26 protein-coding genes, 1 pseudogene and 2 riboswitches are annotated in these 24570 nt (G+C 60.9%); of the genes and pseudogenes, 16 read left to right on the top strand and 11 right to left on the bottom strand.

Translation table 11 applies throughout. From position 1 onward, the window contains the following. Nucleotides 1-93 precede the first annotated feature (93 nt). Nucleotides 94-1419, bottom strand: a complete 1326-nt coding sequence (locus QWI75_RS05775) for a hypothetical protein (RefSeq protein ID WP_289267743.1) — start codon at nt 1417-1419, stop codon at nt 94-96. Then, a complete protein-coding gene (locus tag QWI75_RS05770; protein ID WP_289267742.1) occupies nt 1373-2311 on the bottom strand; it encodes a hypothetical protein in 939 nt (312 codons plus the stop codon). Before QWI75_RS05770 ends, QWI75_RS05775 begins: the two co-directional genes overlap by 47 nt. Before the next feature lie 368 nt (nt 2312-2679). On the opposite strand from QWI75_RS05770, the gene QWI75_RS05765 reads away from it, so the two are divergent. The 4 genes from QWI75_RS05765 to QWI75_RS05750 all read left to right on the top strand — a co-directional run bounded on the left by QWI75_RS05765 (nt 2680) and on the right by QWI75_RS05750 (nt 5598). Then, nucleotides 2680-2913 carry a hypothetical protein gene (locus QWI75_RS05765; RefSeq protein ID WP_289267741.1) on the top strand — a complete coding sequence of 78 codons (234 nt, stop codon included), beginning with the start codon at nt 2680-2682 and terminating at the stop codon, nt 2911-2913. 351 nt (nt 2914-3264) lie between these two features. After that, entirely contained in the window at nt 3265-3708 is a 444-nt protein-coding gene (locus QWI75_RS05760; RefSeq protein ID WP_289267740.1) for a hypothetical protein, read from the top strand. A 30-nt stretch (nt 3709-3738) separates the two neighbouring features. Next, nucleotides 3739-4305, top strand: coding sequence for a hypothetical protein (locus QWI75_RS05755; protein ID WP_289267739.1), 567 nt, complete (start codon nt 3739-3741; stop codon nt 4303-4305). 66 nt (nt 4306-4371) lie between these two features. After that, the gene (locus QWI75_RS05750) at nt 4372-5598 is read left to right on the top strand and encodes an MFS transporter (protein ID WP_289267738.1); all 1227 of its coding nucleotides are present in this window, start codon (nt 4372-4374) and stop codon (nt 5596-5598) included. 148 nt (nt 5599-5746) lie between these two features. Here QWI75_RS05750 and QWI75_RS05745 read toward each other — a convergent pair whose 3' ends face one another. Next, complete coding sequence (locus tag QWI75_RS05745) at nt 5747-6952, bottom strand: cation:proton antiporter (RefSeq protein ID WP_289267737.1); 1206 nt, start codon at nt 6950-6952, stop codon at nt 5747-5749. Between the two features lie 91 nt (nt 6953-7043). Beyond that, nucleotides 7044-7111, bottom strand: a riboswitch (Fluoride riboswitch). A gap of 226 nt (nt 7112-7337) precedes the next feature. Here QWI75_RS05745 and QWI75_RS05740 point away from each other — a divergent pair. Together QWI75_RS05740 and QWI75_RS05735 are read left to right on the top strand one after the other, a co-directional pair. Beyond that, nucleotides 7338-7553 (top strand): ribbon-helix-helix protein, CopG family, encoded by a 216-nt coding sequence (locus tag QWI75_RS05740; RefSeq protein ID WP_289267736.1) that lies wholly within the window; start codon nt 7338-7340, stop codon nt 7551-7553. Beyond that, the gene (locus QWI75_RS05735; RefSeq protein ID WP_289267735.1) at nt 7543-7800 is read left to right on the top strand and encodes a type II toxin-antitoxin system RelE family toxin; all 258 of its coding nucleotides are present in this window, start codon (nt 7543-7545) and stop codon (nt 7798-7800) included. Before QWI75_RS05740 ends, QWI75_RS05735 begins: the two co-directional genes overlap by 11 nt. 202 nt (nt 7801-8002) lie before the next feature. Next, nucleotides 8003-8070: riboswitch (Fluoride riboswitch) on the bottom strand. Between the two features lie 96 nt (nt 8071-8166). Here QWI75_RS05735 and QWI75_RS05730 read toward each other — a convergent pair. The 5 genes from QWI75_RS05730 to QWI75_RS05710 all read right to left on the bottom strand — a co-directional run bounded on the left by QWI75_RS05730 (nt 8167) and on the right by QWI75_RS05710 (nt 10509). Continuing rightward, a complete protein-coding gene (locus QWI75_RS05730; RefSeq protein WP_289267734.1) occupies nt 8167-8463 on the bottom strand; it encodes a HigA family addiction module antitoxin in 297 nt (98 codons plus the stop codon). A gap of 12 nt (nt 8464-8475) precedes the next feature. Further along, nucleotides 8476-8589: a type II toxin-antitoxin system RelE/ParE family toxin gene (locus QWI75_RS05725; protein WP_289267733.1), complete on the bottom strand. Its 114-nt coding sequence runs from the start codon at nt 8587-8589 to the stop codon at nt 8476-8478. A 98-nt stretch (nt 8590-8687) separates the two neighbouring features. After that, entirely contained in the window at nt 8688-9149 is a 462-nt protein-coding gene (locus tag QWI75_RS05720) for a methyltransferase family protein (protein ID WP_289267732.1), read from the bottom strand. Beyond that, a complete protein-coding gene (locus QWI75_RS05715; protein ID WP_289267731.1) occupies nt 9134-9682 on the bottom strand; it encodes a DUF6010 family protein in 549 nt (182 codons plus the stop codon). Before QWI75_RS05715 ends, QWI75_RS05720 begins: the two co-directional genes overlap by 16 nt. Further along, nucleotides 9679-10509, bottom strand: a complete 831-nt coding sequence (locus QWI75_RS05710) for an arsenite methyltransferase (protein ID WP_289267730.1) — start codon at nt 10507-10509, stop codon at nt 9679-9681. Before QWI75_RS05710 ends, QWI75_RS05715 begins: the two co-directional genes overlap by 4 nt. Nucleotides 10510-10726: 217 nt before the next feature. On the opposite strand from QWI75_RS05710, the gene QWI75_RS05705 reads away from it, so the two are divergent. The 10 genes and pseudogenes from QWI75_RS05705 to QWI75_RS05660 all read left to right on the top strand — a co-directional run bounded on the left by QWI75_RS05705 (nt 10727) and on the right by QWI75_RS05660 (nt 19500). Then, nucleotides 10727-12520, top strand: coding sequence for a sensor histidine kinase (locus tag QWI75_RS05705; RefSeq protein WP_289267729.1), 1794 nt, complete (start codon nt 10727-10729; stop codon nt 12518-12520). 44 nt (nt 12521-12564) lie between these two features. Further along, nucleotides 12565-13020, top strand: coding sequence for a response regulator (locus tag QWI75_RS05700; protein ID WP_289267728.1), 456 nt, complete (start codon nt 12565-12567; stop codon nt 13018-13020). A gap of 5 nt (nt 13021-13025) precedes the next feature. After that, nucleotides 13026-15812, top strand: coding sequence for a PAS domain S-box protein (locus tag QWI75_RS05695; RefSeq protein ID WP_289267727.1), 2787 nt, complete (start codon nt 13026-13028; stop codon nt 15810-15812). Further along, a pseudogene (locus QWI75_RS05690) lies at nt 15809-16159 on the top strand (response regulator); the annotation flags it as partial. The gene QWI75_RS05695 and the pseudogene QWI75_RS05690, both read left to right, overlap by 4 nt. A gap of 73 nt (nt 16160-16232) precedes the next feature. Continuing rightward, nucleotides 16233-16517 carry a response regulator transcription factor gene (locus QWI75_RS05685; RefSeq protein WP_289267726.1) on the top strand — a complete coding sequence of 95 codons (285 nt, stop codon included), beginning with the start codon at nt 16233-16235 and terminating at the stop codon, nt 16515-16517. A 358-nt stretch (nt 16518-16875) separates the two neighbouring features. Next, a complete protein-coding gene (locus tag QWI75_RS05680) occupies nt 16876-17346 on the top strand; it encodes a DNA-binding transcriptional response regulator (protein ID WP_289267725.1) in 471 nt (156 codons plus the stop codon). Nucleotides 17347-17360: 14 nt separating this feature from the next. Beyond that, nucleotides 17361-17630, top strand: a complete 270-nt coding sequence (locus QWI75_RS05675) for a DUF2934 domain-containing protein (protein ID WP_289267724.1) — start codon at nt 17361-17363, stop codon at nt 17628-17630. A gap of 61 nt (nt 17631-17691) precedes the next feature. Next, a complete protein-coding gene (locus QWI75_RS05670) occupies nt 17692-18108 on the top strand; it encodes a hypothetical protein (protein ID WP_289267723.1) in 417 nt (138 codons plus the stop codon). Between the two features lie 284 nt (nt 18109-18392). After that, nucleotides 18393-18851: a response regulator gene (locus QWI75_RS05665; RefSeq protein ID WP_289267722.1), complete on the top strand. Its 459-nt coding sequence runs from the start codon at nt 18393-18395 to the stop codon at nt 18849-18851. A 100-nt stretch (nt 18852-18951) separates the two neighbouring features. Further along, the gene (locus QWI75_RS05660) at nt 18952-19500 is read left to right on the top strand and encodes a hypothetical protein (protein WP_289267721.1); all 549 of its coding nucleotides are present in this window, start codon (nt 18952-18954) and stop codon (nt 19498-19500) included. An 80-nt stretch (nt 19501-19580) separates the two neighbouring features. Here the strand turns inward: QWI75_RS05660 and QWI75_RS05655 are convergent, their stop codons facing one another. The 3 genes from QWI75_RS05655 to QWI75_RS05645 all read right to left on the bottom strand — a co-directional run bounded on the left by QWI75_RS05655 (nt 19581) and on the right by QWI75_RS05645 (nt 24570). Further along, entirely contained in the window at nt 19581-20474 is an 894-nt protein-coding gene (locus tag QWI75_RS05655) for a lipase family protein (protein WP_289267720.1), read from the bottom strand. 140 nt (nt 20475-20614) lie between these two features. Continuing rightward, nucleotides 20615-21319, bottom strand: coding sequence for a M48 family metallopeptidase (locus QWI75_RS05650; protein WP_289267719.1), 705 nt, complete (start codon nt 21317-21319; stop codon nt 20615-20617). Continuing rightward, the gene (locus tag QWI75_RS05645) at nt 21316-24570 is read right to left on the bottom strand and encodes a type I restriction endonuclease subunit R (RefSeq protein ID WP_289267718.1); all 3255 of its coding nucleotides are present in this window, start codon (nt 24568-24570) and stop codon (nt 21316-21318) included. The genes QWI75_RS05650 and QWI75_RS05645 overlap by 4 nt, the downstream gene beginning before the upstream one ends.

The following is a 24570-nucleotide window of genomic DNA, read 5'->3' as shown; positions in this document are numbered from 1 at the left end:
CGCCGATGCGGTGCTGATCCCGTGGAACGGATGTCGGCGGGCGCCGGACCGGCGCCCGCCGGATTCTCGTCGCTCGTGCGCCGAAATCCGACCCTAGCGGGCAGGAAGGCGGCTGCGGCTTTTCGCGACGGCTTTGATGATCTTGGCGGTCTTGATCGATTCGAGAAACCGATCGGCCGGCTGTTGCGTCGGTTGAGCCAGCTCAACCGTATACCATCCGGAATCCAGATCGCCCTTCCGCGCCTGGATCTCCTGGAGCCAGCGATCGATGCTCTCTTCGGATGTCCCGTCGTGGAACGACACGAAGAACTTCAACGGGGACCCGTCCGGACGGGCCTCGGCCATCTGCGTCTGGGACGGCACCGATTCCGTCCGTTCCTTCTCCTTGGCCAGCATCGGCCCGGCATCCCCCGTATCCTTGACGCGGGACGAGACATCCACCCCCGCCGTCTTCAGCCGGTTCACCAGATCCTGATTCTTCTTCTCCAGCGAGCTCACCTGCTTGGCGAGGTGTTCGTTGGCCAACGAGAGACTGTGCAGCTCGTCGCGCAATTCCTCCCGGTCGGTTTGCATCTGGCTCATCATAACCCTGGCCATCCGCTCCACTTCCAGATTGGCCTGCCGGGCCACGCGCTCCTGATGCTCCTCCATATGTTGCACCGACACCACTTGCGTGCCCATCAGCCGCTGTTGTTGCGACAGCTCATCCATCGCGCGCTGCACGATCGAGATGGCCTTTTGATTCCCCTCGGCGACCGCCGCGGAGGACGCCTGCGCCTGCAGGACCTGGTTCACCTTCGCTTCCAGGCGGTTGATCGCGTCCTGCGCCTGGGCCTGCACGGCGGAAGCCAAGTCCTGTTGCGCCCGCTGGACCGCGCCGATCGTCTGTTCCGTCTGCTGCATGCGGTCGAAGAGCCGATCTCCGATCAAGAACGTCACCGCCGCCAGCAGCACGACTTGCGCCACCAACATGGCCCGCAGGCCGAAAGCCGGCGCGCCCACGGCCGGTCCGGTCGCCGGCAGCACGCTGCTCGCCGCGCGCCCGAGCCTGCTCCACCAGGCCGGCGCGGCCGCGTAAGCCACGCGTAACGACCCGCCCTCCAGCCGGTTATGGATGGTGACATCCAGGCTGTAGCCCGGCCAGGCCAGCCGCTGCGACTTGAGCCCGAGTTCGGGCGCGGAAAGCCCGCCCAGCAACATGCCGGTTTCGGTCCGCACCTCGAACGAGTGGATGCTCCGCTCCCGGCTGGCAAACGCAAACGTCGGATCGCTGCTGCGGCAGTTGAGGCTGCCCACGCACTCATGGTTCACAAACACCTGAAGCGCATCGGGGCGTTCCTCACGACGGCGCTTCGGAAGCTCGTGAAGCGATTCAAGCAGTCGTTGTCGATACGCGTTGAGATATGCGTCCTGTTCCATGATGACCATGCCCTCCCCGTGTTCCCATCAGCACTCCGATTACACCGGTCTTGTGTAACGGGCGAATCTGTAAATCCATCGCGATCTGTGTCGTGCTGTCCACGGTGTCATACCGCATTCGACCCACTTCCGCCAAACATTCATGGCAAAACGCCAGGTGCCACACGCGATAATCATGCCCGAAATCCTGTCGGAACAGTTCCTGCCAGCGCTCCCGCGAGAGGCAGGGATAATGATCGGGTTCGCTCTTCCGATAATGGGCTTGAAGGATCCTGAGCAATCGCCGGCCCTCCAGGTTAAAGGCCTCCGGATCGCGCCGCTTGTTTTCCTCGATCTCGGTCAGGTCGCTTTCGTCCAACCCGACTTCTTCCAAAGTCCGCTGCCAGCCGGTTTGCCGCCACCGTTCAAAATTCTTATAGACCCGCTGGCTCTCGGCCGATCCGAACCCGAGCAGCCGGACCACCTGTCCCTGGCGCAATCCGTACACATGATAGAACAGCGCCATCAGGGCATCCCGGCTGACCACCGCCCGCGAGGCCAGTCCATCCAAAAATCGGCCCAGCGGCGACAGCAGATCGGGGTGATAGCAGAGCGGCTGCGGCTGGCTGAAATACTTCGCGATTTGACTCTCCAGCAAGAACAGGGGCCGGCAGGGCACTTCTGCCCGCCCGCACACAATGAACCGCTCAACCAACTCATAGCCCCAGCGAAGGGCCAATTTCTCATGGGTCGTGTCGTTCACCCATTGGCCGGTTTCCTTGAGAAATCGTTTCGTGTGCTGGGTGGCCCGGTCCAGCAGCTCCGGCAAGGCCTCGACCATGGCGCGGTCGAACTCTTCGGAAGAGGTGATCAGGAGACTCAGTCCCGAATTCGCTTCCTGCACGGCATTCATATGTCCCTCGTCCTTCGCTTGACGCGAGGCGCATGTTCCTTCTCCCGCAGGCCTCGGTCAAGCCGGAAGGAGAAAGAGATCTGAAGCCAAGCCGCCACAAACAGGTATAGAAACGCGACGGTAGGGAAGATCAGACCGGGCGGCAGGCTATTGTGGGATGTTTTCCCAAGACAAAGCAACTGGATTTTTTGCGGCCCCTGACCGGAGATTTGTCTATTGGAGGGGACCTCCCCCTTTTGATACTCGTGAAGATGCTAGAGGATGGGGTGGGCGGCGCCGGAACGAAAGCCTGCGTCGGGCGCGGCTCATACTCTGAGTCGTTTCTCAATCATCAATCACTTCACATTTACTCGTAGGGAGGTTCCATCATGAAGAAGTTTGCTGGATTGCTGGCCTTTGCGGCGTTGTTGAGCTTCACCACCGGCTCCTTCGCGTTCTACGGCGAGGAGAAGAACGAGGGTGGCAAGTTCTCCGAAGAGAAGAAGAACGAGGGCGGGAAGCTCTTCGATGAGCAGAAGAACGAAGGTGGCAAGCTCTCGGATGAGCAGAAGAACGAGGGCGGCAAGCTGTTCGACGAGAAGAAGGACGAGAGCGGCAAGTAAGCTCGCTTGACGTCAGGCCGTCGGCCATCGCAGACGGCCTGTTCGGTTCATTCAAGGAAAGGGGGGCGGCGGCAACGCCGTGCCCCCTTTTGTTTTTCGCTTATCCAAATCCGTCCGCGCCATGACCGCGGCTTCTGTACCGCCATAGCTCGTGAGCCAGGCTGTTACATCGTTTCATTTGCGAGACATGTGGGCCATGAAGGACACAGACCGTCGCATGAAGGAGACAGTCCTCTTTCATGCCATCGAGCCTGTTCTCCCCGTCATTCCTTACGGCATTTTTTTGCTTTATTATGCTATCGCATGGTGCTTGCGCAGCACGGCATTCCACGACGCAGAGGAGGGCTCACCATGGAACCCCGCGTATGGCCGAAGATACTCATCGTCGCTGCTGTATTGAGTCTTGTTGGTTGCATGTTGCCCCGCACGACGAGGACCGCGGTGATCCACGACGTCAAGGTTGAAGATGAGCTGTCGTCCGAGACCCTGATGGTTCAACCAGGGGACGAAATCCGCTGGATTAACCTGAGAAAGCAGGATGTCAGCATCGATATTCCCAATCTGACATCGGACAAACTTAGTTGTCAGCGCGGCTTCCGGAATTGGATGGGTCTGGTCACCGAAGCGGTGAACATACACCCCAATGAGACGGTATCTCTCTGCTTCAAGGCGCCCACGGTCGTCCACTACAACGTCCGCGCGGAGACGGCCTTGGCGGGTGGGAAGAAGTTGTTGCCTGGTACCCTGAGGGTCGGAGAGCCTCAATTACAATCCTCAGAGAGAAAACGGGACTAGGGAATGTCCGGGCAACGGTCTATTGGGCTGATGGCAAGGGGTTTGGCCTTGGCGGCGCTCGTGTCTGCGGGCGCCGCTGCATCGGCCGGCGAGATCGAGCGCCGTCTGGAGGGCTCGCCCCCAAGTCTCTCTACCCTCCAGCGAGGGACTCCTGACCGTATTCCCGGCCCGACGGTCTCCGCTCCCCTTCCGGATCAGTCCACCAGGTTGTTGCGCGAACCACCGACCATCACCGGAGAGATCCACGTCGGCGACCACACATTGATCCCCTATCTCGGCGCCGGATTCGGAGGCGGCTATGCCACCGAACGGGATCGGATGCTCGGCCAGGACCCGACACTCCAGCAAAAACACATCCTGGGCAACATGAACGGCGGCGGATATCTGCCGAACGAATTTCAGATGGGCTTCCGCATCCCCTCTAGCCCCCTACTCAGCCGTCAATCGACAGGCGTCAATCGTCAAACGATAAGAAAGCGACAACGCTCGCAGAGTCTCGATGTTCTTACGATGGATGACCGACGCTTAACGAATGACGACCATCTTCACGCAGCCTCCCGGCCCCCGCGCCTCGAATTTCCTCTCTTGATCGGGTAGAGTCTCCGCTCCCGGCGCCGGCTGTCACGGCGCGCCGTTCCGTTCACCCGCTCCGCTGTGACCGCCATGCTCGCTGCCTCGTGGATCAACCGGTCGGTGCTCGGGATCGTCCTCGCGACGTTCTTCTCCGATGTCAGCCATGAAATGTGCACGGCGGTCCTCCCGCTCTACCTGGCCACATTAGGGCTGGGGCCGGCCGCGCTCGGCCTGATGGAGGGCCTCGCCGATTTTCTGGTCAGCCTTTCCAAACTGGCCGGCGGGGTCGTCGGGCACCACACGGATTACAAGCGCCCCCTGGCCTCGCTCGGCTATCTCATCACCGCCTTGGCGACCGCAGCCATGGGACTCGCCGCGGGCGTCAGCGCGCTGGTCGGCCTTCGCAGTTTGGCCTGGATCGGCCGTGGCTTTCGCGGACCGCTGCGGGATGATCTGCTCGCAGACGCCGTCGAGCCCACTCACTATGGACGGGCCTATGGATTGGAACGGGCCGGTGACATGCTCGGGGCGGTGCTCGGCCCCTTGACCGCCGCGCTGCTGATTTGGGGCGGGAGTGAATTCCGCACGGTCATTCTCTGGACCGTGGTTCCCGGGCTGTTGGCTGCGGCATCCCTCTTCTTCCTCACGAAGGAACGACATCGGGGATCTTCGGCAACCACGCGCCAGCCAAGCCATCGACCGGGCCTGTCGGCCTTTCCCCGTTCGTTCTGGATCTTGCTCGCGGGCGTGTCGCTGTTCGGCCTGGGAGACTTCTCCCGGACATTCCTCATTTGGGTCGCGGCCCAACACTTTGACGGCCCGGTGGCGCCGGGAGCGGCGATGCATTCGGGCATGACCCTTTCCACGGCCGTGCTCCTCTATGCGCTGCACAACCTCGTGAGCGCCGCGGTGGCCTATCCGGTCGGCCACCTGGGAGACCGAGGGTCCAAGCTCCAGATTCTACTTTGGGGTTACGGACTCGGCGTCGTCACCAACCTGCTGCTGGCCCTTGCCGGCGGATCGACCGGTGGGATTCTGGCCGTGATACTGCTATCCGGCTGCTACATCGCGGTGGAGGAAACGTTGGAGAAGGCGGTGGCCGCCGAGCTGCTGCCCCGCGCGATGCGGAGCTTGGGGTTCGGCCTGCTGGCCTGCGCCAATGCGGTCGGCGATATGTTGTCGAGCCTCTCGGTCGGCTACCTGTTGGAAGCGCAACGAGCCACCGTGGCGTTTGGAGCGGCGGCGGCGGTCGGAGCAATGGGCCTCCTATGGTTGGTACTCATGCGGGGCCGGATCACACCTACCGCGGCGCCGTGACTCCGAACCAGCCCGTCATTCGTCATTCGTCATCCGCAAGAACGCCGAGGCTCGGCATAACGTTCTCTCCCAATCCGTTTGACGCATGACGGTTGAAGTCTGTCGATTGACGTCTGTCGATTGACGATTGACCATTGACGGCAGCCTCCTATCCCTCCTCGCTTGGCCCGTTGATCCGTCTCGCAGGTTTGCCCAGGTGTGATCCCTCCGGCAGCAGATGCGTCGGCACAAAGGCCGCCCCGGCGATCACGGTGGGAACGACCGCGCTCGCGATCACCGCCGCCACGAGATAGGAATATTGCTCCTGCGTCACGATCTCGTGCGCCAAGCCATAGATGGCCGAGATCGTCCCGAAGGTCAGGCCGGTGGACATCAACAACGTGTAGTACCAGCGTTCATTGCGTTCCCGCCGAAACAGGCTGATGACCGGATAGAGGCCGAAGATCTTGGAGACGACCTTCGCGACCAAGAGCACCATCAAGATCAAAGGCGCAGCCAGCAGCGCAGGCAGCGACACCAACGTTCCCGCCCGGATGAAATAAAACGGCGTGAGGAAACCGACCGTCAAGGTCCGGAGCCGGCGAATCCAATGGGTATCGCGCGCGGCGCTCCCGGCGAGAACCATCCCGGCCAGATAGGCCGGCAGCACGGCTTCGCTTCCGGACCAGAGGGCCAAGGCGCCGAGGCCAAAGAGCACGACCATCACCCATTTCGTCCGGATCGCCGCCGTCCGGTTGGCATAGTGACGGGTCAACCAGGTCGTCAGTCTGGGCAAGGAGGAGATCGCGACCGCGCTGCCCGCGAGAAAGATCAGGGTCTTGTAGGTAAAGGGCGCAAAGAGGACGCCGAGCGCAACGACCGTTCCGAGATCGTTGACGAAGCAGGACCCGAGCAGGCCCTTCCCGAATTCCGTCCGGTTGAACCCCGTTTCCAACAGCACGGCATAGACCACCGCCATGGAGGTCGTGGAGAGAGCCACGCCGCAGAGCCAACTCGCCTTGGCATCCCACCCGAGGACAGAGAAGGCCACCGCGGCGCAGCCCAGAAACGGCGCCAGAAAACCGATCAGTCCGACCATGCCCACTTCCTGGAGCTTGGTCCGCATGACCTGAGGATCGAGTTCCGCGCCGGCCAGAAACGTGAGCACGACCGCCCCGGAGGAAGCAAGAAACCTGATCCAGTCCGAGTCGGCGGCCAGGACATGCTCGATAGGAAGCCAGCCGGCGAGGGCGGCGACCGCCACGCCCAGACAGATCTCGATCAGCGCGATGGAGAGGCGAAGGTGGGCGGCGATCAGAGCAGAAACAACGGCGAGGGCCAGCCAGAGCGCAGCGGTCGCAAAGATGGGGTCCATGCAGGAGTCCTCCGTTCCGGCCGAAGAAACCACAAAACCGCCTGGTGGCGGGGATCACGACATTCGTGACCACTCCATGGCTACAGCCATCTGTACCGTAGGAGTCATCAGCCCGGCCATCGGCGGTTTGATCTGGGGGACTCCATCCCCAACTGCGTGATGTCGAGAGCGTACCAGAGATCGAATGCGAGGGGCAAGACGACGCGCACTACTCACCGTAGACGAGAAATCTCATCGCGGCACTGTCCATGGCATGGGCCGTAATGCGCGAGACATGAATCCTGCGGCTGGAAGAAGCCTCGGCTCGTACAGCAGTAAGTCCGGCACCTTGACGTGATGCTTGTGTAATACATAGACTACACAAGCATCTATGAGGAGGTCACCTATGGCAGTCTTAACGTTGAGGCTCGATGAACAAACGGATCGGAAACTGCGGAGGCTCGCGAAGGAGAGCGAACGCCCTAAGAGCTACTTCATTAAGAAGGCGCTTGAGCTCTACCTTCAGGAGTACGAGGATTATCAGATCGCCTTGGCTCGCCGCGCCGATAGGGACGATGACATTCTCACCCTGGCGCAAGTGAGGAAGGCGCTTGGCATTTGAACTACGCTTCAAGAAAACAGTCCTCAAGGACCTTCAGGATCTTCCACAGCTTGACCAGGAACGGCTGCTGGAGGCCATACATAAAGAGTTGGCTCCAAGTCCGTACCAGGGCAAGGCGTTGACGGGTGAGTTCAAAGGGCTGTACCGCTGGCGCGTGGGGCGCTTCCGGATCGTCTATGAAATTCAGAAATCGCCGTCCGTTGTTCTTATCCTTCGGATCGGCCTCCGGAAGGATGTGTATCGGTAAGAGCACCGATCCTACCGGCTCCGTGAACACCGATAAGGGCCGCGACACTCCAAGGCCCACAGTAGGGCATGCCGCATAGATGGATGGTTGCAAGATAAGCAAACGAAGCCACAGAGCATCTTTTCCCTCTTCAGCCGAAACAACAAAACCGCCTGGTGGCGGGGATCACGACATTCGTGACCACTCCATGGCTACAGCCATCTGTAGCGGAGGAGTCAGCAGCCCCGCTATCGGCGGTTTGATTTGGGGAACTCCATCCCCGAGCGTGATGTTCGACAGAATCTGCGAGAGAGCAACAGAGCTCGAACGTGACCGGCAAGGCGACGCTGAATCATTCACAGTGGCCGAGGATGATGTCACGGCCGACTAAACGGCATGAGCCGTAATAGGCGAGACTTGAATCCTGCGGGAATGCTGTCGCATCTGCCAAAGGTCATAGGCATTCTGTAGCCTGAGCCAATGCGCCGCATCGGGTTTCCCGAACGTCATTTCAAGCCGTAACGCCATCTCCGGCGTCACCGTACCGCGCCCGTTCAGTACCTTGGACAGGGTCTTGCGGCTCACTCCGAGATGGTGGGCCGCATCGGTGACGGACAAGCCCAATGGGTCGATCACCAACTCCTTGAGAATCTCTCCCGGATGGGCCGGGTTGTGCATGCCCATAGACTCACCTCCTCAATGGTAATCCTCATAATCTACAATGTCGCCATCGCCATCGGTGAATCGGAAGGTCAGACGCCAATTGCCGCTGACTTTCACCGCCCAGGTGCCCTTGCGTTCGCCTTTCACTCTAGCCTTTGTTCTGGGCCGGTCCTATGATTTCATTCCCTTCTTCATTCCCGAGTCTGGCAGTGGAGAAAGAATATGTCGGCTCTCCCGGACCGCGATCATAACCATCGGCGAACAGAACACTTGTACGACGTGAATGCATGCGAGAATTTGGCGCACAAGGCTCGTTCCTCAGGTACGATTTGAAATCGATTCATATACCACACGAACAGGGGAAGGAGTGCGAATGCCAGTAAATTGGAGAGATACATCGCCCACCCCGCAAGAACCAAGAGGAAGCCGAGGTACATCGGGTTACGGGTGAAGCGGTAGATGCCCGAGGTCACCATGGTCGTGGTCGCCTCCGGTGTGAGCGGATTGACAGTGGTTTTCGCCCGGCGGAACGCCGAGACGCCCACCGAAACGATCGCGAACCCCAGGGCGCACAAAATAAGGGCGAACACCGAGCGCCATGGCAGTGCGATGGTGAACGCAGAATAGGCAGAGGCGAGCCACATCAGAACGCTGAACAGGAATACGAGCGCAAGTGGGGGCACTTTCAATTCTAGCGCATTGAACACGTGAGTCGTGAACGGAGAGAGGTAATCACCCACAGCCCCAACAATACATCCAAGCTCCCGCAAAAGCTGGGCCACCAGGTCGGGACGCCAGAGTTCTCAATGATAACATCATGCACAAGATCAAAGAGACCGTGTGCAATGATCCCAGTCCCCACTAGCGTGGGAAGAAAGAGAGCCCCGATTATCGCTACCATTGAAAACGCGATGGCTATTACCAGTTCCCAGACCAACACGTGACTTGAACCGTCTAAAACTGCGAACAGCACATAATATGACGCGATGACGACGAGAACAGTGGCATAGAAGCTGCGGTCTTCATCGAAGCGTGTGAACTTGGCAAGTGCTGCGATCGCAATAGCAAGGAGAACGCCAACAACAACGGCCATCAGGTAACGCCTCGCGGTGTCGAATGAGGAACCGACCCAGTTTACATTTTTGATACGGGCAGGTCTATTGCGTGTGAGGGATAGCAGCGAGGAAAACAAAGCGGGCGGGAGTCTTTTCTTGTGAAGCTCACAGACATCCTTTGTCATGCTCTTGCAGAATCCGCCGGCTTCTCCGCCCGCACGAAGGCGCTCATGAATGTACCGTCCACGGCGGCGGCGATGCGCGCGACATCCGCCTCCATCCCGGCCAGGAACTCCCTGGCGTCCTCCGCGCGGTAGATCCGCGTGGGCTCGATCGTGATATCCTGAAAACCGGCCTTTGCAAGCAGGCGCCGGTACTCGCTCTCTTCCAAGGCGCCGGCGACGCAGCCGGCCCAGAGTTCCATGCTCTTCTTGATCTCCGCCGGCACGGCCCCCCGCACGACGATGTCGGACACGGCCAACCGGCCTCCCGGTCGAAGCACTCGGAAGGCCTCCGCCAGCACCCGTTCCTTCTCGCCGGACAGGTTGATGACGCAGTTCGAGATGATCACATCCACCGACTGGTCCGGCAGCGGGATCGCTTCGATCTCGCCCTTGAGAAACTCCACATTGGCGACCCCGGCCTTGGCCTGGTTCTCCCGCGCCAGGGCCAGCATTTCGTCGGTCATGTCGATGCCATAGACCTTGCCGCTCGGTCCGACCCGTTTGGCCGACAGCAACACGTCGATGCCGCCTCCCGATCCCAGATCGAGCACCGTTTCTCCCGGATGCAGTTCGGCCAGCGCGGTTGGATTCCCGCAGCCGAGCGAGGCCGCCAAGGCTTCCGTGGGCAATCCATCGGTTTCATGCGCGCCGTAGAGGTTGGACGTGATGGGATCGAGCTTGGCTGGATCGAGTCGAGGACCGCAGCAGGAGCTTCCCCCCTCTTTGACCCGCAGCGCGGCTTGTCCATATTCCTTTTTCACTGTTTCCCGAATCTCATCGGTATTCACTTGGTCCTCCGGTGATCGCGGCGCCGTCCTGACGTGGAGCAACCGTCTCCCCCTCACCTGTCTCCACGCTCGGATTCCATTCTACTGCGAGAGTCGGCTTCGATACATCGGCGCGCAATGGACCTTGCCATATGAACTTTGCCGCATGGACCTTGCCCCGCGAACCGGCTATGATTTGCGGTTCCAGTTTCCGATAGATGATGCGGGCCGGACTCTTATGGCAAGCGACAGACAATCTTCGACTGTGACGGCCGCATCGACCACGGACCGAACGCGCTGGACGACCACGCTTCTTCCGCTTGCCCTGTTGGTCTGTTTCGCGGTCGCGGTGGGGTTGGGGCTCTATGCCCTGTCCTCCTTGCGCACCATCATGGTGGCTGAACGGGGCAGCGAGCTGGCGCAGAACGCGGCCGCGGTCGCGGACACGCTCGACCGGGTGCTGTTTGAGCGCTTCGGCGATATCCAGTTGTTCGCCAACGACGGCATCCTCCGGGAGGGGACGCCGGCCGACAAGACCGCGAGGCTCCTGCACTACAAACACCTCTATTGGTATTACTCCTGGCTGGGGGTCACCGATGAGCGGGGCCGCCTCATTGCGGCGACCGCCCCGTTTTCCCCGCAGAGCGCCGCCGGCTCGATCCCCGACACGTTTGACGGGGTACGGCGGACCGGCATGGTTCACATGGAAGACGTGCATGATTCGCCCGATTCCCCCGGGACCTTGGTTGTGGGATTCTCCGCGCCGCTCTATGGGGCGCGGGGAGAGTTTCGCGGGATGGTGATCACCCGAGTCCCGGTCGAGAATCTGCGAACCGTGTTCGAGCAGGAGGGCCGGCTGCGCTATGGAGAAGGCGCCTACGATTGGCTGCTGCTCGCTCGGGACGGCACGATCATCAGCGAGAAAACCGGACCGACGGGCGCAACGGAGAGTCCGATCAAGGTGGAGTTGCTCTCGCAAGCCAGGGCCGCCGCCGACCGGGACCGGCCCGGGTATGTGGAAGAACTCCACCATCGCCGGGGAACCTCCGTCGTGACCGGCTATGCGAGAACCAGAGGGTATCGCAACTTCGGCGGATTCAACTGGACGGTCCTGTTCCGCCTGGACCACGACGAGATCTATGCCCCCATCGATCGATTGATCTGGCGGGTGGGAGGGATCGGCCTGCTGATCACCCTCCCGCTGACCGGATTCGGCATCTGGGTGTCCTGGAGACTGGGGCGCGAGCGGAACGATCTCCTGAAGACGCGGCGCGAGTTGGAGGAGTCCGTGGCGGAACTCGGCCGATCCAATGCGGAATTGCAGCAGTTCGCCTATGTGGCCTCGCATGACTTGCAGGAGCCCCTCCGGATGGTGAGCAGCTACACGCAGCTTTTGGCGAAGCGGTACAAAGGCAAGCTTGATGCCGACGCAGACGAGTTCATCGCCTATGCGGTGGACGGCGCCACCCGCATGCAGCGGCTCATTCACGATCTCCTGGCCTATTCCCGGGTCAGCACCAGAGGCCGTGACTTCGAAGCCGTCTCGCTGGAAGCCGTGCTGATGTATGCGCTGGACAACCTGAAAAAGGCCATCGAGGAGAGCGGCGCGGTCGTAACCCATCAGGAACTCCCGGTCGTGACGGGCGATGAACGGCAGTTGGTGCAGCTCTTCCAGAATCTCCTGAGCAACGCCATCAAATTCGGAGAGAATCAGCCGCCGCGGGTCCATGTGTCCGCCAAATCCGCCGACAGCGCCTGGCTGGTTTCCGTTCGTGACAACGGCATCGGACTTGAGCCACAATTCGCGGACCGGATCTTCGTCATCTTCCAGCGGCTGCACAACCGGGCGGAATACCCGGGAACCGGCATCGGCCTTGCCATCTGCAAGAAGATCGTCGAGCGCCACGGCGGGCGCATTTGGGTGGAATCAGAGTTGGGCAAGGGAGCCACGTTCTATTTCACGATCCCCGTTCACCACGGGAAGTCCGCAAACCCCGAGGCGCGGCCAATGCCCCGGACGCCGCGTACCTGACCGAGTTGAGTCATCCCGGATCGTAACAGCAAAGGAGCAATACCATGGTCGTTCCAGAGCAGGTGACTCCAATTGAAATTCTCTTGGTCGAGGATAACCCCGGCGATGTCCGCCTTACGATGGAGGCCCTGAAAGAAGCGAAGGTGATCAACAACCTGACGGTGCTCAAGGACGGTGCCGAAGCCCTGGCCTTTCTTCACCGTCAGGGCCAGTATGCCAAGGCGCCGCGCCCTCACCTCATTCTCTTGGACTTGAATCTGCCCAAGAAAGACGGGCGCGAGGTGCTCGCCGATATCAAGGCCGACCCCACGTTGAGGCGCATTCCGGTCGTCGTGCTGACCACCTCTCAAGATGAACAAGATGTGTACAAGAGTTACAACCTTCACGCGAACTGTTTTATTACGAAGCCGGTCGATTTGGAGCAGTTCGTCAAGGTGGTCCGATCCATCGAGGACTTTTGGCTCGGCATCGTCGTCCTGCCGGTCAACGGGAGAGGCTGAACCAGGTGAGGAGCGGCGGCCTCACACACATTCTCCTGGTCGAGGACAACGCGGGGGATGCGCGCCTCTTGCGGGAGCTCCTGTCGGAGGCAGGCGCCGGTCGATTCAAGCTCATCCATGCCGACCGGCTGGCAAGCGCCCTCACCGAACTGAGCCAAACCGGGATCGACGTCATCCTGTTGGACCTCTCCTTGCCGGACAGTCACGGGACCGAAACCCTGGCCCGGGTGCTTGCGGCCTCGAACGGGATCCCCATCGTTGTGATGACCAGCCTGGACGACGAAGAGCTGGGCCTCCAATTAATCCAAGCCGGAGCCCAAGACTATCTCGTGAAAGGACAGGTCACCGCCCCGCTGTTGACCCGCGCCCTGCGATATGCGATTGAACGCAAACGGCTGGAGAGCGAACTGCGGGAGAAATCCCGCCTTCTTCAGTCGGTGCTGGACAGCATGGCCGACGGGGTGGTCATGGCCGATCAAGCGGGAATGTTCCAAGTCTGGAACCCGGCAGCCGAACGCATTGTGGGCGCCGGTCCGGCCAATGTCGGAATCGGCCAGTGGTCGGACCATTACGGACTCTTCTTGCCAGATAAGACGACGCTCTACCCGCCCGATGACTTGCCCCTCGCCCGAGCGGTTCGTGGGGAATCCGTCGCCAATGTCCTGGTGTTTCTCCGCCGGCCGGATCAGGCCGAGGGCATCTGGCTCAGCGTCAACGCGAGGCCGTTGCGGGACGAGAACGGGCGGATCAATGGCGGCGTCGCCGTCTTCCGCGACATCACGGTCGCCAAGCGGATGGAAGAGGCGCTGTGTGAAACCGAAGAACGATTCAGAACGATCATGGACCACAGCCCGGCCCTGATCTTCATCAAGGATCTCGAGGGCCGCTACCTGCAGGTCAACCGCCGGCTCGAGACCCTCATCCATCTTCCAAACGGATCATTGCTCGGCAAAACAGACGAGGACGTCTTTCCTCCCGCACAGGCCGCCGCGTATCGTGCCAACGACCGGCGGGTGCTCGAGGCCGGCGCCCCGATGGAGTTCGAGGAGGCGGCGGCTCATCCGGACGGCCCTCAGACATTCCTGGTCGTGAAATTCCCGCTGTTCGACGCGCAGGGCCGGTGCTACGCCCTGTGCGGCATCGCAACCGACATCACCGACCGCAAGCGGGAGGAAGAAGAGCGGCAGAAGTTGGCGAAGGACCGCCTCCTGCTCCTGGAATCTACCGGGGAAGGCATCTACGGGATGGACCGGCAGGGCCGCTGCACCTTCATCAACAGAGCCGCGGCCCGAATGCTGGGGTACCAAGCGAGTGAGGTGCTAGGGCAGGAGATGCATCAACTCATTCATCATTCGTTCGCCGACGGTTCGGCATTGCCTCGCGCGCGCTGTCGCATCTATGAGGCGTTCATCAGCGGACAAGGGTGCCAGGTCGAGGATGAAGTCTTCTGGCGCAAGGACGGAACCTCGTTTCCGGTCTCCTATTCGTCGTTCCCGGTCCTGGAACAGGGAGAGATTACCGGGGCGGTGGTGAACTTTGTCGATTGTACGGCGCGCAAGCGGCTGGAGGAGGAACGGAGCCAACGGGCGGCGCGCCTGCTCCAACAGCAGTCGGCCCTGATCGGCCTCACCCAAAGCCGATTGTTTCAGAGCTCGCCGCTGATGGCGACGCTGCAGCACATCACCGAGGTGGCGGCGAAGACGCTCGCCGTCGAGCGGATCAGCGTGTGGCGATATACGGACGACCGGACGGCCATTCAATGCGTCGATCTCTACATCCTGAGCCGGGACCGGCATCTGTCTGAAGTCACGCTCCAGGTCGCGTCCTGTCCCAGCTATTTCCAAGCGTTGGCCACCTCCCATATCATCGCGGCGGACGATGCCCAGCGGGACGAACGGACCGCCGAATTGGCCGGTTACCTGTCGAAGATCGGCATCAGCTCGATGATGGATGTCCCGATCTATCTCTTCGGACGGCTGGAAGGCGTGATCTGCCATGAACAGGTCGGGCCGCCCCGGCGATGGACGGATGATGAGCAGATGTTCGCCGTCGCCATGTCGAATCTGATTGCCCTGGCCTATGAGCAATGGGAACGCCGGCGCGCCGAGGAGCAGCTCCAGCAATCCCAAGACCGCCTCAGAAATCTGACTGCGCGGCTCGAATCCGTTCAAGAGGAGGAGCGGACCAGAATCGCCCGCGAGGTTCACGACGAGCTGGGGCAAGCGCTGACCGCCGTGAAGCTCGAGCTGTCGCGGTTGCGCGATCAGTTGCCGCAGGCCCCTCTATCTCTCGTGGACACGCTGCAATCGATCTACGCGCTCGTCGATACGACGATCCAATCCGTCCGGCGCATCGCGACCGAACTCCGCCCGGTGGTACTGGATCAGCTCGGCCTCGTCCCGGCCATCGAATGGCAGGCGCGGGAGTTTCAGTCGCGTACGGCGATTCAATGCACCCTCGATATTTATCTGCGGTCTGTGTCGCTCTCCCAAGCCGGCTCGACAGCCATGTTCCGGATCTTTCAAGAGATCCTGACCAATGTAGCCCGCCATGCGCGCGCCTCCGCCGTTAACATTAATCTCCAGGAACAGGCCGGCGCTCTCGTGCTCGAAGTGCGCGACAATGGACGCGGCGTCACCGATGCCGAATTGTCCAACCCGAAATCGCTCGGCCTGGTCGGGATGCGGGAACGGGCCCTGCTCTTAGGCGGGGAGACCACGATCAAGGGGACTCCGGGGAAGGGCACGACCGTGAAGGTGAGAATTCCCCTTGATGAGAGGCGGCCGGAATGATGCACTGGACGGGGAGTTGCCCTGCCTGTCGTGTAAGGGATCGAGAAGAGGAGCCGATCGTGACCAAGATTCTCGTTGTGGACGATCACGCGGTGGTTCGGCACGGCGTCAAGCAGATTCTCAGCGAACAGTTCCACGATGCCGTGATCGGAGAGGCCCCGAACGCCGAGGAACTGTTCAGGCAGGTGCGCAAGGAGCGGTGGGACATCGTGGTGTTGGACGTGGGCATGCCAGGAAAGGGCGGCCTCGATGCTCTGAAAGACCTCAAGCTGCTTCACCCGAAACTCCCCGTGTTGGTCTTGAGCGCCTACCCCGAAGATCAGCTCGCGCTCCGGATGTTGAAGGCGGGCGCGACCGGGTACCTGTCGAAAGACAGCGCGCCGAACGAATTGGTGCAGGCCATCCGCAAGATCCTCGGCAGTGGGAAATTCGTCAGCGCCGCGGTGGCCGAAACTCCTGGCCTCGAACCTGGAAACGGAATTGGACAAACCGCTCCACGAGCAGTTGTCGGACCGCGAGTACCAGGTGCTGTGCCTGATCGCCGTAGGAAAAAGCTTGAAGGAGATCGCGGACGATCTGTCCGTCAGCGTCAGCACCGTCAATACCTATCGGGCGCGCATCCTCGAAAAGATGCAACTGAAGAACAACACCGAGCTCACCCATTACGCCATCGAGAATCGCCTGGTGAACCGCCTCGTCACATAAGCGTCTTGCGTCCTGTTGTCGCCTTCCGTCGCCTTCCCTGTTCCTGCCAACTCCCCCGGAACAAACCCGTAGCATCATCGTCGACAGCGACGATCGACAAAACGTCGACACAGCAATTGTGCAGATGTCGATGATGTCCGAAACTCTTTCCCGGTACATATGGCGCCATCACTGAAGTCGGTGTGGGGGGCAGTTATTCGCCGTGCCCGGCCTTGCCGGAGCCGTCGCCGCTTCGACCTTCCCGTCGACGATCCTCAGAACCCACGCGGCAAGCAACAAGGAGGGTCATATGCCTGGGACCGATCGCCACCTACCCACATCGACACTTGTCCAGCATAGGAACGAAAGGAGGCCAAGCATGACCCGTATGCCCCGCACCGGCAGAGCGCGCGTGCTGATCGTCGATCCTGATTTGCGATTTGGGCTGACCCTGGCCGATTGGCTGGCCGCCAACGGATACCATCCGATCCTGGTCAGGTCCCTGGGGACCGTGCTCGACGAACTGGGCGACATGCAGCCCGATGCCATCCTGCTGAGCTCCGATCCGCTCCGGCAGGAATGGCCCGCGCACAGCGGCGACGCCTTGAGGCTGGTCCGGAGCGCCTGCCCCACTGTGCCCGTCATCACGATTACCAAATCCAACCAGAATACCTGGCTGGATATCTTCTTCCGGGACGGCGGCAAAGAGTCGCTGCCGAAACCGGTTGAACTGGCACGGATGGTGGGCTGGCTCAGAACGAAACTGGACAGCTCGTCCACCCATCCGGTCGGCCTCGTCAGGCCGGGGGACGGGAGCGTGGCGATAATGGAACAGTCAACGGTTCAGTAGGGAGGACTCTATTCATGGCGCAGTCACGGAAACGCAAGACAGGGGACCGCACCGGTGCAAACGGCCATCAACAAGCACAGCCCACCCAGCAGGCAGTCGAGACCAGCAGTCCGGCGCCGGCGGACGGCAACGGCACGCAAGCTCCTCACCACCTCCATGCCAGTATCGCCGCGCTCGCCTATAACCTGTACGAGCGTCGAGGGCGGGCGGATGGCTTTGACGTGGACGACTGGCTGAAGGCCGAAGAGCTGATCGCGTCGCAAGCCGGCATGCAAGGGGCGTAACGGCCGTTCATTCGCCCTGCATCACATGATCTGACCCATGGTCCTGAGGGAGGGATCGATTATGGAAGACATACTGCGTGAGATCCGACCTCATCGCCGGTTATCGGCGCTCCCTTTGCTGCCGCCGCCCGCCGCCGAGCACGCCGAGCCGATCGGGGCCAAGGGCTACCGCCGCGTGACGTTGAATCTCCCGGCGGACCTGGTGGAGCAATTGCGGAATACCGTGTACTGGACCCCGGGCGTGACCTTGACGGGATTGATCAAGGACGCGCTTCATGAATTCCTCAGCCGATGGGAACAGCGAAACGGCCGCCGTTACCCGGCACGATTGGCCGAACTCAAATCCGGCCGACCCAGAAAACTCCGGAACGGGAGCAGCCTCCCGTCGTCCTACCCTCCAACCGACGTGCTCTCAGAACAGGGATTCCAGAGTCCGGATCGCATCCCGCAGTCCGGACCGGTTGCCGAGCAGCGCTGACAGATCAGAAAAGGCCTCGTCCGTCCTGAATGCCGGCGCGGCGCCGCCTTCGTTTCGTTGTCGGTCATGAGGCTCCATTGGCCGCGACCCATCACCCGATCGCGAGAAGGTATTTCCGGCTGGATGGATCAACGAGGCAGACTCTGCTGAATACGTCGATCGATCCGGACACCATGACCTTCTGTCAGTCATGGTTCGCACGCTTCTACCCCGGTCAGGGTCCTCGCCCAGATCAAGCAAGGAGTGGTTCGCCGATGAATGACTGATTAAAGCAGGAGGCCGACATGGAAGGTCACGGCAAGCGGGTCCTGATCGTCGATGACAACAGGGACGTGAGACATGTGATTTCTCTTCTCCTGATGAGCGCCGGTTATACCGTCTCCGAAGCAGGCGACGGGGTGGAAGCGGTGGCAGAACTGAAACGGCGGCGCTATGACGTCATTCTCACGGATGTGCGGATGCCGCACATGAACGGGAGAGAGTTGTTGAAGATCTGCCGTGACCAGTATCCTCTGACCCCGGTGATTGTCCTCTCCAACGACTTCCATTCCCCAGCCGACAGCCACCCGCCCGTCAGCGCGGAAGACGGGGCTTTTGCTTGTCTCTCAAAACCGGTCGATGCCCGGCTCTTGCTGTATGCGGTCCGGAATGCATTGGCCGATCCTGATCCCACCGCTCACAACGCCGCCCCCTTGCGCAAGGACTTGGCGTTGCACTGGAAACCTGGTCCGCCGCCCGCGTGACGACGGAGCTGGCTTAAGGTGACTGAGCCCATCGGACAGGGTGACTCTTGCCCATCACACATGCATGGAGTAGGCTATTGGAGTCACCACGGTCCAGCCTATGTTTCTCTACAATCCATCCCTTGCCCGACTCGGCCTTGCGGCGGTCCTGTGGGGATCGCTTCACTTGGGGCTTGTTGACCAGGCTGTTGCGAAGACCAGGGATCTGGTCGCTACGCCGAGCCTGATGGATTCCCCCGTCGCACGGTTCGACAGCCGGATGAGGGACTCGGCCATTCAACGGCATGACAGCCGAATGAGGGAGAGCCCCACGCAACTGATCGGCAACCCGTTCGGCCCCTATCGGTTCGCCACCTCCCCGAATCTGCAAGAGGCCTGGGCCTCCAGATTGGCGGCAGGCGGATTCCCGGCCATGTTGCAAACGATTGATGGAACGGTGCTCGTGCTGCCTCCCTATGCAGCTCCTCCGCTCGCGATGGAAGTATTTCTTCAACCTGAAGCGTATGACCAAAGCGAGGCGGTTCCTGTCGTCCCACCATCCCCGGTCGCGCCGGCCAAAATCATTTCCTTCCGCTGCGGCAAGCCGGTCACGCTCACCGTCCCTTATGGGAAGACCCTGGCCGACGTGGAAGCCAGTCCCTGCGAATAGCCTCCCTGGGCGCCATCACCCCATAAGTCAAAACTCGGTCAACGATTCAATCGAAGATTGATAGTGATAGGGGGCGATCCTCAGCGGCTCGGAGGAGCGGCGGGAAGCTTCTGCTGGATGCGCGCGAGGTAGGTGGACATGAAATGTTCCGGCACATCTTGAATGCTCAGGTTCTTAAGATTATTCCAGAATGAGAGCACGGACAGGCGTTGCGCCTGGTGATCGGAGTAATAGCGATAACTGAGACCATCCTCCAAGACGACTTCCGGACCAAAGTGCTGAAAGGGCCCTTCGTCCAGGACCGCAAACACCTCAAAGGGCGGCAACAAGGGCACCGGGTCCTTGTCGTTCACGAACCGGAGCAACGGCAGCGTCCGATATTTGCGAGCCCCCTCGCGATTCGTCACCTTCGGCTGGCCGAACGTGATCGCCGGTCCGAGCTTCGCTCCATCCTCCTTTAACAACATGAGAACGATCACCGCCGCGGCGCCGCCGAGGCTGTGGCCGGTGATGCGGGTTTCATAGTCCGTTTTCAACAGCGGCTTCGCGAACTGGTAGACCTGCAGCGCGGAATCCGCGAATCCCTTGTGCAGCGGGATCTGGAGCCGGCTGTCCACGACCTTGTTGTAATCCACATCCAATCGCATGTTGACGAGGTTGGACGTGCCGCGGACCACGATCCACTGCACGCGGTTGGCATCGTCCTGCTCCACATAGGCCCGTATCCCGGAGGAGAGAGGTGGACTGATCGTGATGCGCACTCCTGCGCCGCTCCGCTGCTGAATCGTCGCCTCCTGTTCGTAGGCGAGCGCGGCATGCTGCGCATACTGAAGCGCCTGCACAAAATGCAGCGGCGTGGGAGGGACTGAGGGTGTGGGGGTGGTTCCGCAGGAGGACAGATTCCCCGCCGTCAGCGCGAGGATCGCCAGCATCATGGTCCAACGAAGCGCGCGGGATCGGTCGGCCGGCTTCATGCTGATTCGCTCCTTCGATGAGGGATGGAGGGACACAGACTTTCTATCGGTCTCGGCGAGAGAAGTCAACCGGGGATTAAGAAACCGCGATCGAGGATAAACATCAGTGCTCCCCAATCCATGAATCCAGCCTCGGATGGTTAAACATCCATTGCCGCACCATTTTTTTTCAGCCACTCCCTCCGCTCACGAAAATTCGGCATGACCTTGTCGATCTCATTCCAGAACGCCTCCGCGTGGTTCAGATAGTGGAAGTGGCAGAGTTCGTGCACGACGATGTAGTCGATGATGGTGGGAGGGGCCATCATACACTTCCAATGGAACGCAAGATTCCCTTTCGGCGAGCACGAAGCCCAGCGGTGGCCGAGTTCCCGTACGTCTATATCTCGCGGTCTGACTCCAACTTTCGGAGCGTAATACCGCACACGCTCCGGGATCCATTCCAGGCCCCGTGCGATAAAGTAATCGCGGAATGCGGACTTGGCCCCTGCGACTTCGCCTCGGTTCACCAGATCGCGCCGCAGCCAAAACCGACCGCTCTTCAGCAGCAAGGGCTCGTCTTGATCGCCGACGAGGATCAGCCGGTACGAGCGCCCGAGATACAGGAACCCTTCCCCGTTGCGGTACTCGCGCAGAACCTTCGTCGCATTCAAATCGCGCCATTCGGCCAGCGTCCTGTAGATCCAATATCGCTTCGCCTTGACGAGATCCTCGATTCGCTGGTGCGGGATGCTCGCTGGCACGCGCACCACCACCCGCCCGTCTCGCTCCACGACAATATCCGCCGTGGTCCGCCGGCTCCGGACGACGTCATACGAAAGATCGGAATCGCGCGATGCTCTCATGCGATTAGGTTCTTATGCCGCTTTTCGGCCAGCTTCACGATCTCGACCGCGATCCGCTCGTGTCGCTCGACAAGTTGCGGAATGTTCGAGAGGAGAATTTCGGTGTCGATGTTGCCCCTGAGCTTTTTTACTTCGATCGGTTTCTTCCAGAAATCGATGATATCGATCGTCTGCTGCAGGATCTCCACGATGCGGGCAATGACGGTTTTCAGCAGCAGCCGATACTCAGCCGGCGCGTCCTGGCCGTCGAACGCGAGTTGAAGCACGTAGTCGTAGAAGGTCGTGGCCTCCTTCGTCAAACCCTCGGCGGCGTCCTTGCGCCCGGCCAGCGCCTCCTCCCTGAGCTGTTCATACGCCTCGGCGAGCGCTTCCCAATTGTCCTTCTGCTCCTGAATCAGTTTCTCCAACTTGTCGCTGAGGCGCTTGTAGAAGGACGGATCCTCTTCGACGTGCACGGTGCAGTGTTTCCGGATGGCGTGTTCCATCTCGCTCGCCTTGGCTTCAGGATCCCCGCCCGCATGTTTTCGCACGTTGGCCATGAAATCATCGGAGAGGAGTTCGATGGGGGGAATCTTCGGGTTGATGCCGAGATCGACGAGGTGCTCGTTGATGAGCGCCTTCACCTTCGCCCCCGCGTCGGCCAGGTCGAGCGAGTCGTCTTTGTACCGCTCCTTGACCATGCGCAGCAGGTACCCGAAACGTTTGGCCGGCCCCCGGTACGGATGCCCGGCTTCGAGGGGCAGGATCAGGTTCAGGCTTTCAAGAAACTTCTTCAGGTACACCTCAAAGTCAGCCCGCCGCTTGATATCCTTCATCGCACCGACGGCCGCATGCACCACAGCTACTTCCTTGTCCGGAGTCGCGAGCGTCCCCGCCACAAAAGCCTCGATCTCCGTCACGCCGGCCGACCGGAAGTGCTGCAGAAGCCGTCGATACCGTTCTTCCAGGATTGGCAGCTCGGTGAGCAGATTCTTGAGCCCCTGCTGAATGTCCTGAGCGTCCTCCGCCGCATAGATGGACAGGGCATGGCTCAAATGATTGGCCAGCCCGATGTAATCGACGATGAACCCGCGGTGCTTGCCCGGGGCCACCCGGTTCACCCGCGCGATGGCCTGGAGGAGGTTGTGCTCCCGTAGCCGCTTGTCGATGTACATGACCTGCTCGATCGGGGCATCGAAGCCGGTCAGGAACATGTCGCAGACGATCAGGAACGCGATCCCGGTCAAGTCCTTGGCCGGATCATCGAAATCAAAAGGCTTGCAGAAGTTCTCCACCGCGTTCCAGCGCTTCGCTTCCTTGCGAGCCTCGGTGATCACCGCCAGCTCGTTGGTGACATCGGCGGACAAGACCGTGACGGCCTTGAGGAACGCAATGCGCCTGATGAGCGCGTCATCCGGCCGGGGCTCGACCTTCTCCCGAGCGATCCGCTCGGTCAACGCAGCACGGATCGCCTTCTTGTAACGAACCGCCGCGAGCTTGGAGTGACAGACCACCTGCGCCTTGAAGCCATCAGGCAGGATATTGTCGATATAGTGATTGACGAGATCCCGCGCGATCGCCTCGATCCGCCTTTCGGCCTCGAGAATGTCGCCGCTCGCCCCATACTTCTTCTTGATGGCGAGGAGTTCCTCCTCGGACCGCTCGCGAAACAAGTCCTCGAACTTCGTATCGAATGCGTGTTTATCCCTCAGCGCGGTGTCCGCCGTCCGCCCCTCGTAGAGGATCTGCAACGTCGCCCGGTCGTTCACCGCGTCCATGAGCTTGTACGTATCGATGTAGTCGCCGAACCGTTTCACCGTCCGTTTGTTGCCGTGCTGTTCCGTAATCAGCGGCGTGCCGGTGAACGCGATTCGAGTGGCGTTCGGGAAGGCTTCGAACAGGTTGTCGCCGAGATCGGAGCTTTGAGTGCGGTGCGCTTCGTCGATCATGAGGAGGATACGCTCGGACCGATTGACGACGCCGAACGTGTCAGCCTTGGGAGGCTTGCCATATCGCGCCAGCGTTTCGGCGACCATCAGCGGCAATTCCTCCGTCCGCTCCATGAACTTGTGGACCATCACCATGTTGACGTCGGAGGCGTCGGTGCTCAGATGCGCCCGGAGTTGGACGGTGCTCGCGATCACGTTGACTTTGCCGCCGATGAGCCGGGCTGTCGCGGCAAGCTGTTCCTCAAGGTCGATGCGATCATTGACCATGACGATCTTGAAGTCCGAGAGGTCCGCGGAGGCGCGCAGCATCCGCGCCACGAAGACCATCGTCAGCGATTTGCCGGACCCCTGCGTGTGCCAGACGACGCCGGACCGTGCCTCCGCTGTTGTGCCCAGCCGCAGACGCTCCACGATGCGCCGGGCGGCCCGGTACTGCTGGTAGCGGCACACCACCTTCACGCGCTTGCCGGAGTCTGTATCCATGAACACCGTGCAGGTCCGCAGCACATCGAGCAGCGTGTCGGGCGCCAGCAAGCCCTGGATCATGCGCTCCTGCTCCCGCTCGATGCCGAATGGCGGCTGATAGGCACGTCGGCTTTCCGGCCAGATGTCCTTCCAGGCGTAGAAATGTTCATGGCCCGACGTGATCGTGCCGAACTCGGCTCGTTCGCCGCAGGTACGGATCAGAACGAGATTGGGATAGAACAGGCGCGGCTCCCCTTCTCGTAACCCTGCCGCACTCGTTTCGGGCCGCGCGTTGCGGTAGCGAAGCAACTGCTCGAAGGCGGCATGGAGCGGGTTGGCTGTGTTCGGATCGCCGATCTTCGCCTCCACCACCACCAGCGGGATGCCGTTCACGAAGAGGACAATGTCCGGGATGATGCAGGCCTTCACGCACCCCGGCGTATCGATCCTGAATTGGTTCACGGCGTGGAAGGCGTTCCGCTCCGGATGGGCGAAGTCGATCAACTGCACCACCGGATCGGCTTCTCCGGTCAGTTCGTTCACGTCCACCTGGGCCTTCAGAAAGAGGGCCTGAACCGCCTCATTCGCTTCCAACAAGGTGCGGTTCGGCCGCCGGAAGATCTGATCTCGCAGATCATCCAACTGCCGATTCGTGAGCCAGACCCTTCCATCAACGGTGCGGTTGAGCGAGCGGACCGCCCGGCGAAAGACCTCCGGCAGGAGACATTCCCGGAAGCTGGTGCGGAGGCTCTCGGCTGGGTTGGAGGGAATCAGCCCGTGGCCCTGGTCAATGACCGTCCAGCCCAGCGAAGCGAGCTGATCGAGAAAGGGCTTTTCGACGTGCAGGTATTCGGACAT

Source organism: Nitrospira tepida, from assembly GCF_947241125.1.
GTDB classification, from domain to species: domain Bacteria; phylum Nitrospirota; class Nitrospiria; order Nitrospirales; family Nitrospiraceae; genus Nitrospira_G; species Nitrospira_G tepida.
The sequence above is the reverse complement of the archived record's forward strand: the minus strand, read 5'-3'. Positions and strand labels throughout refer to the sequence as shown.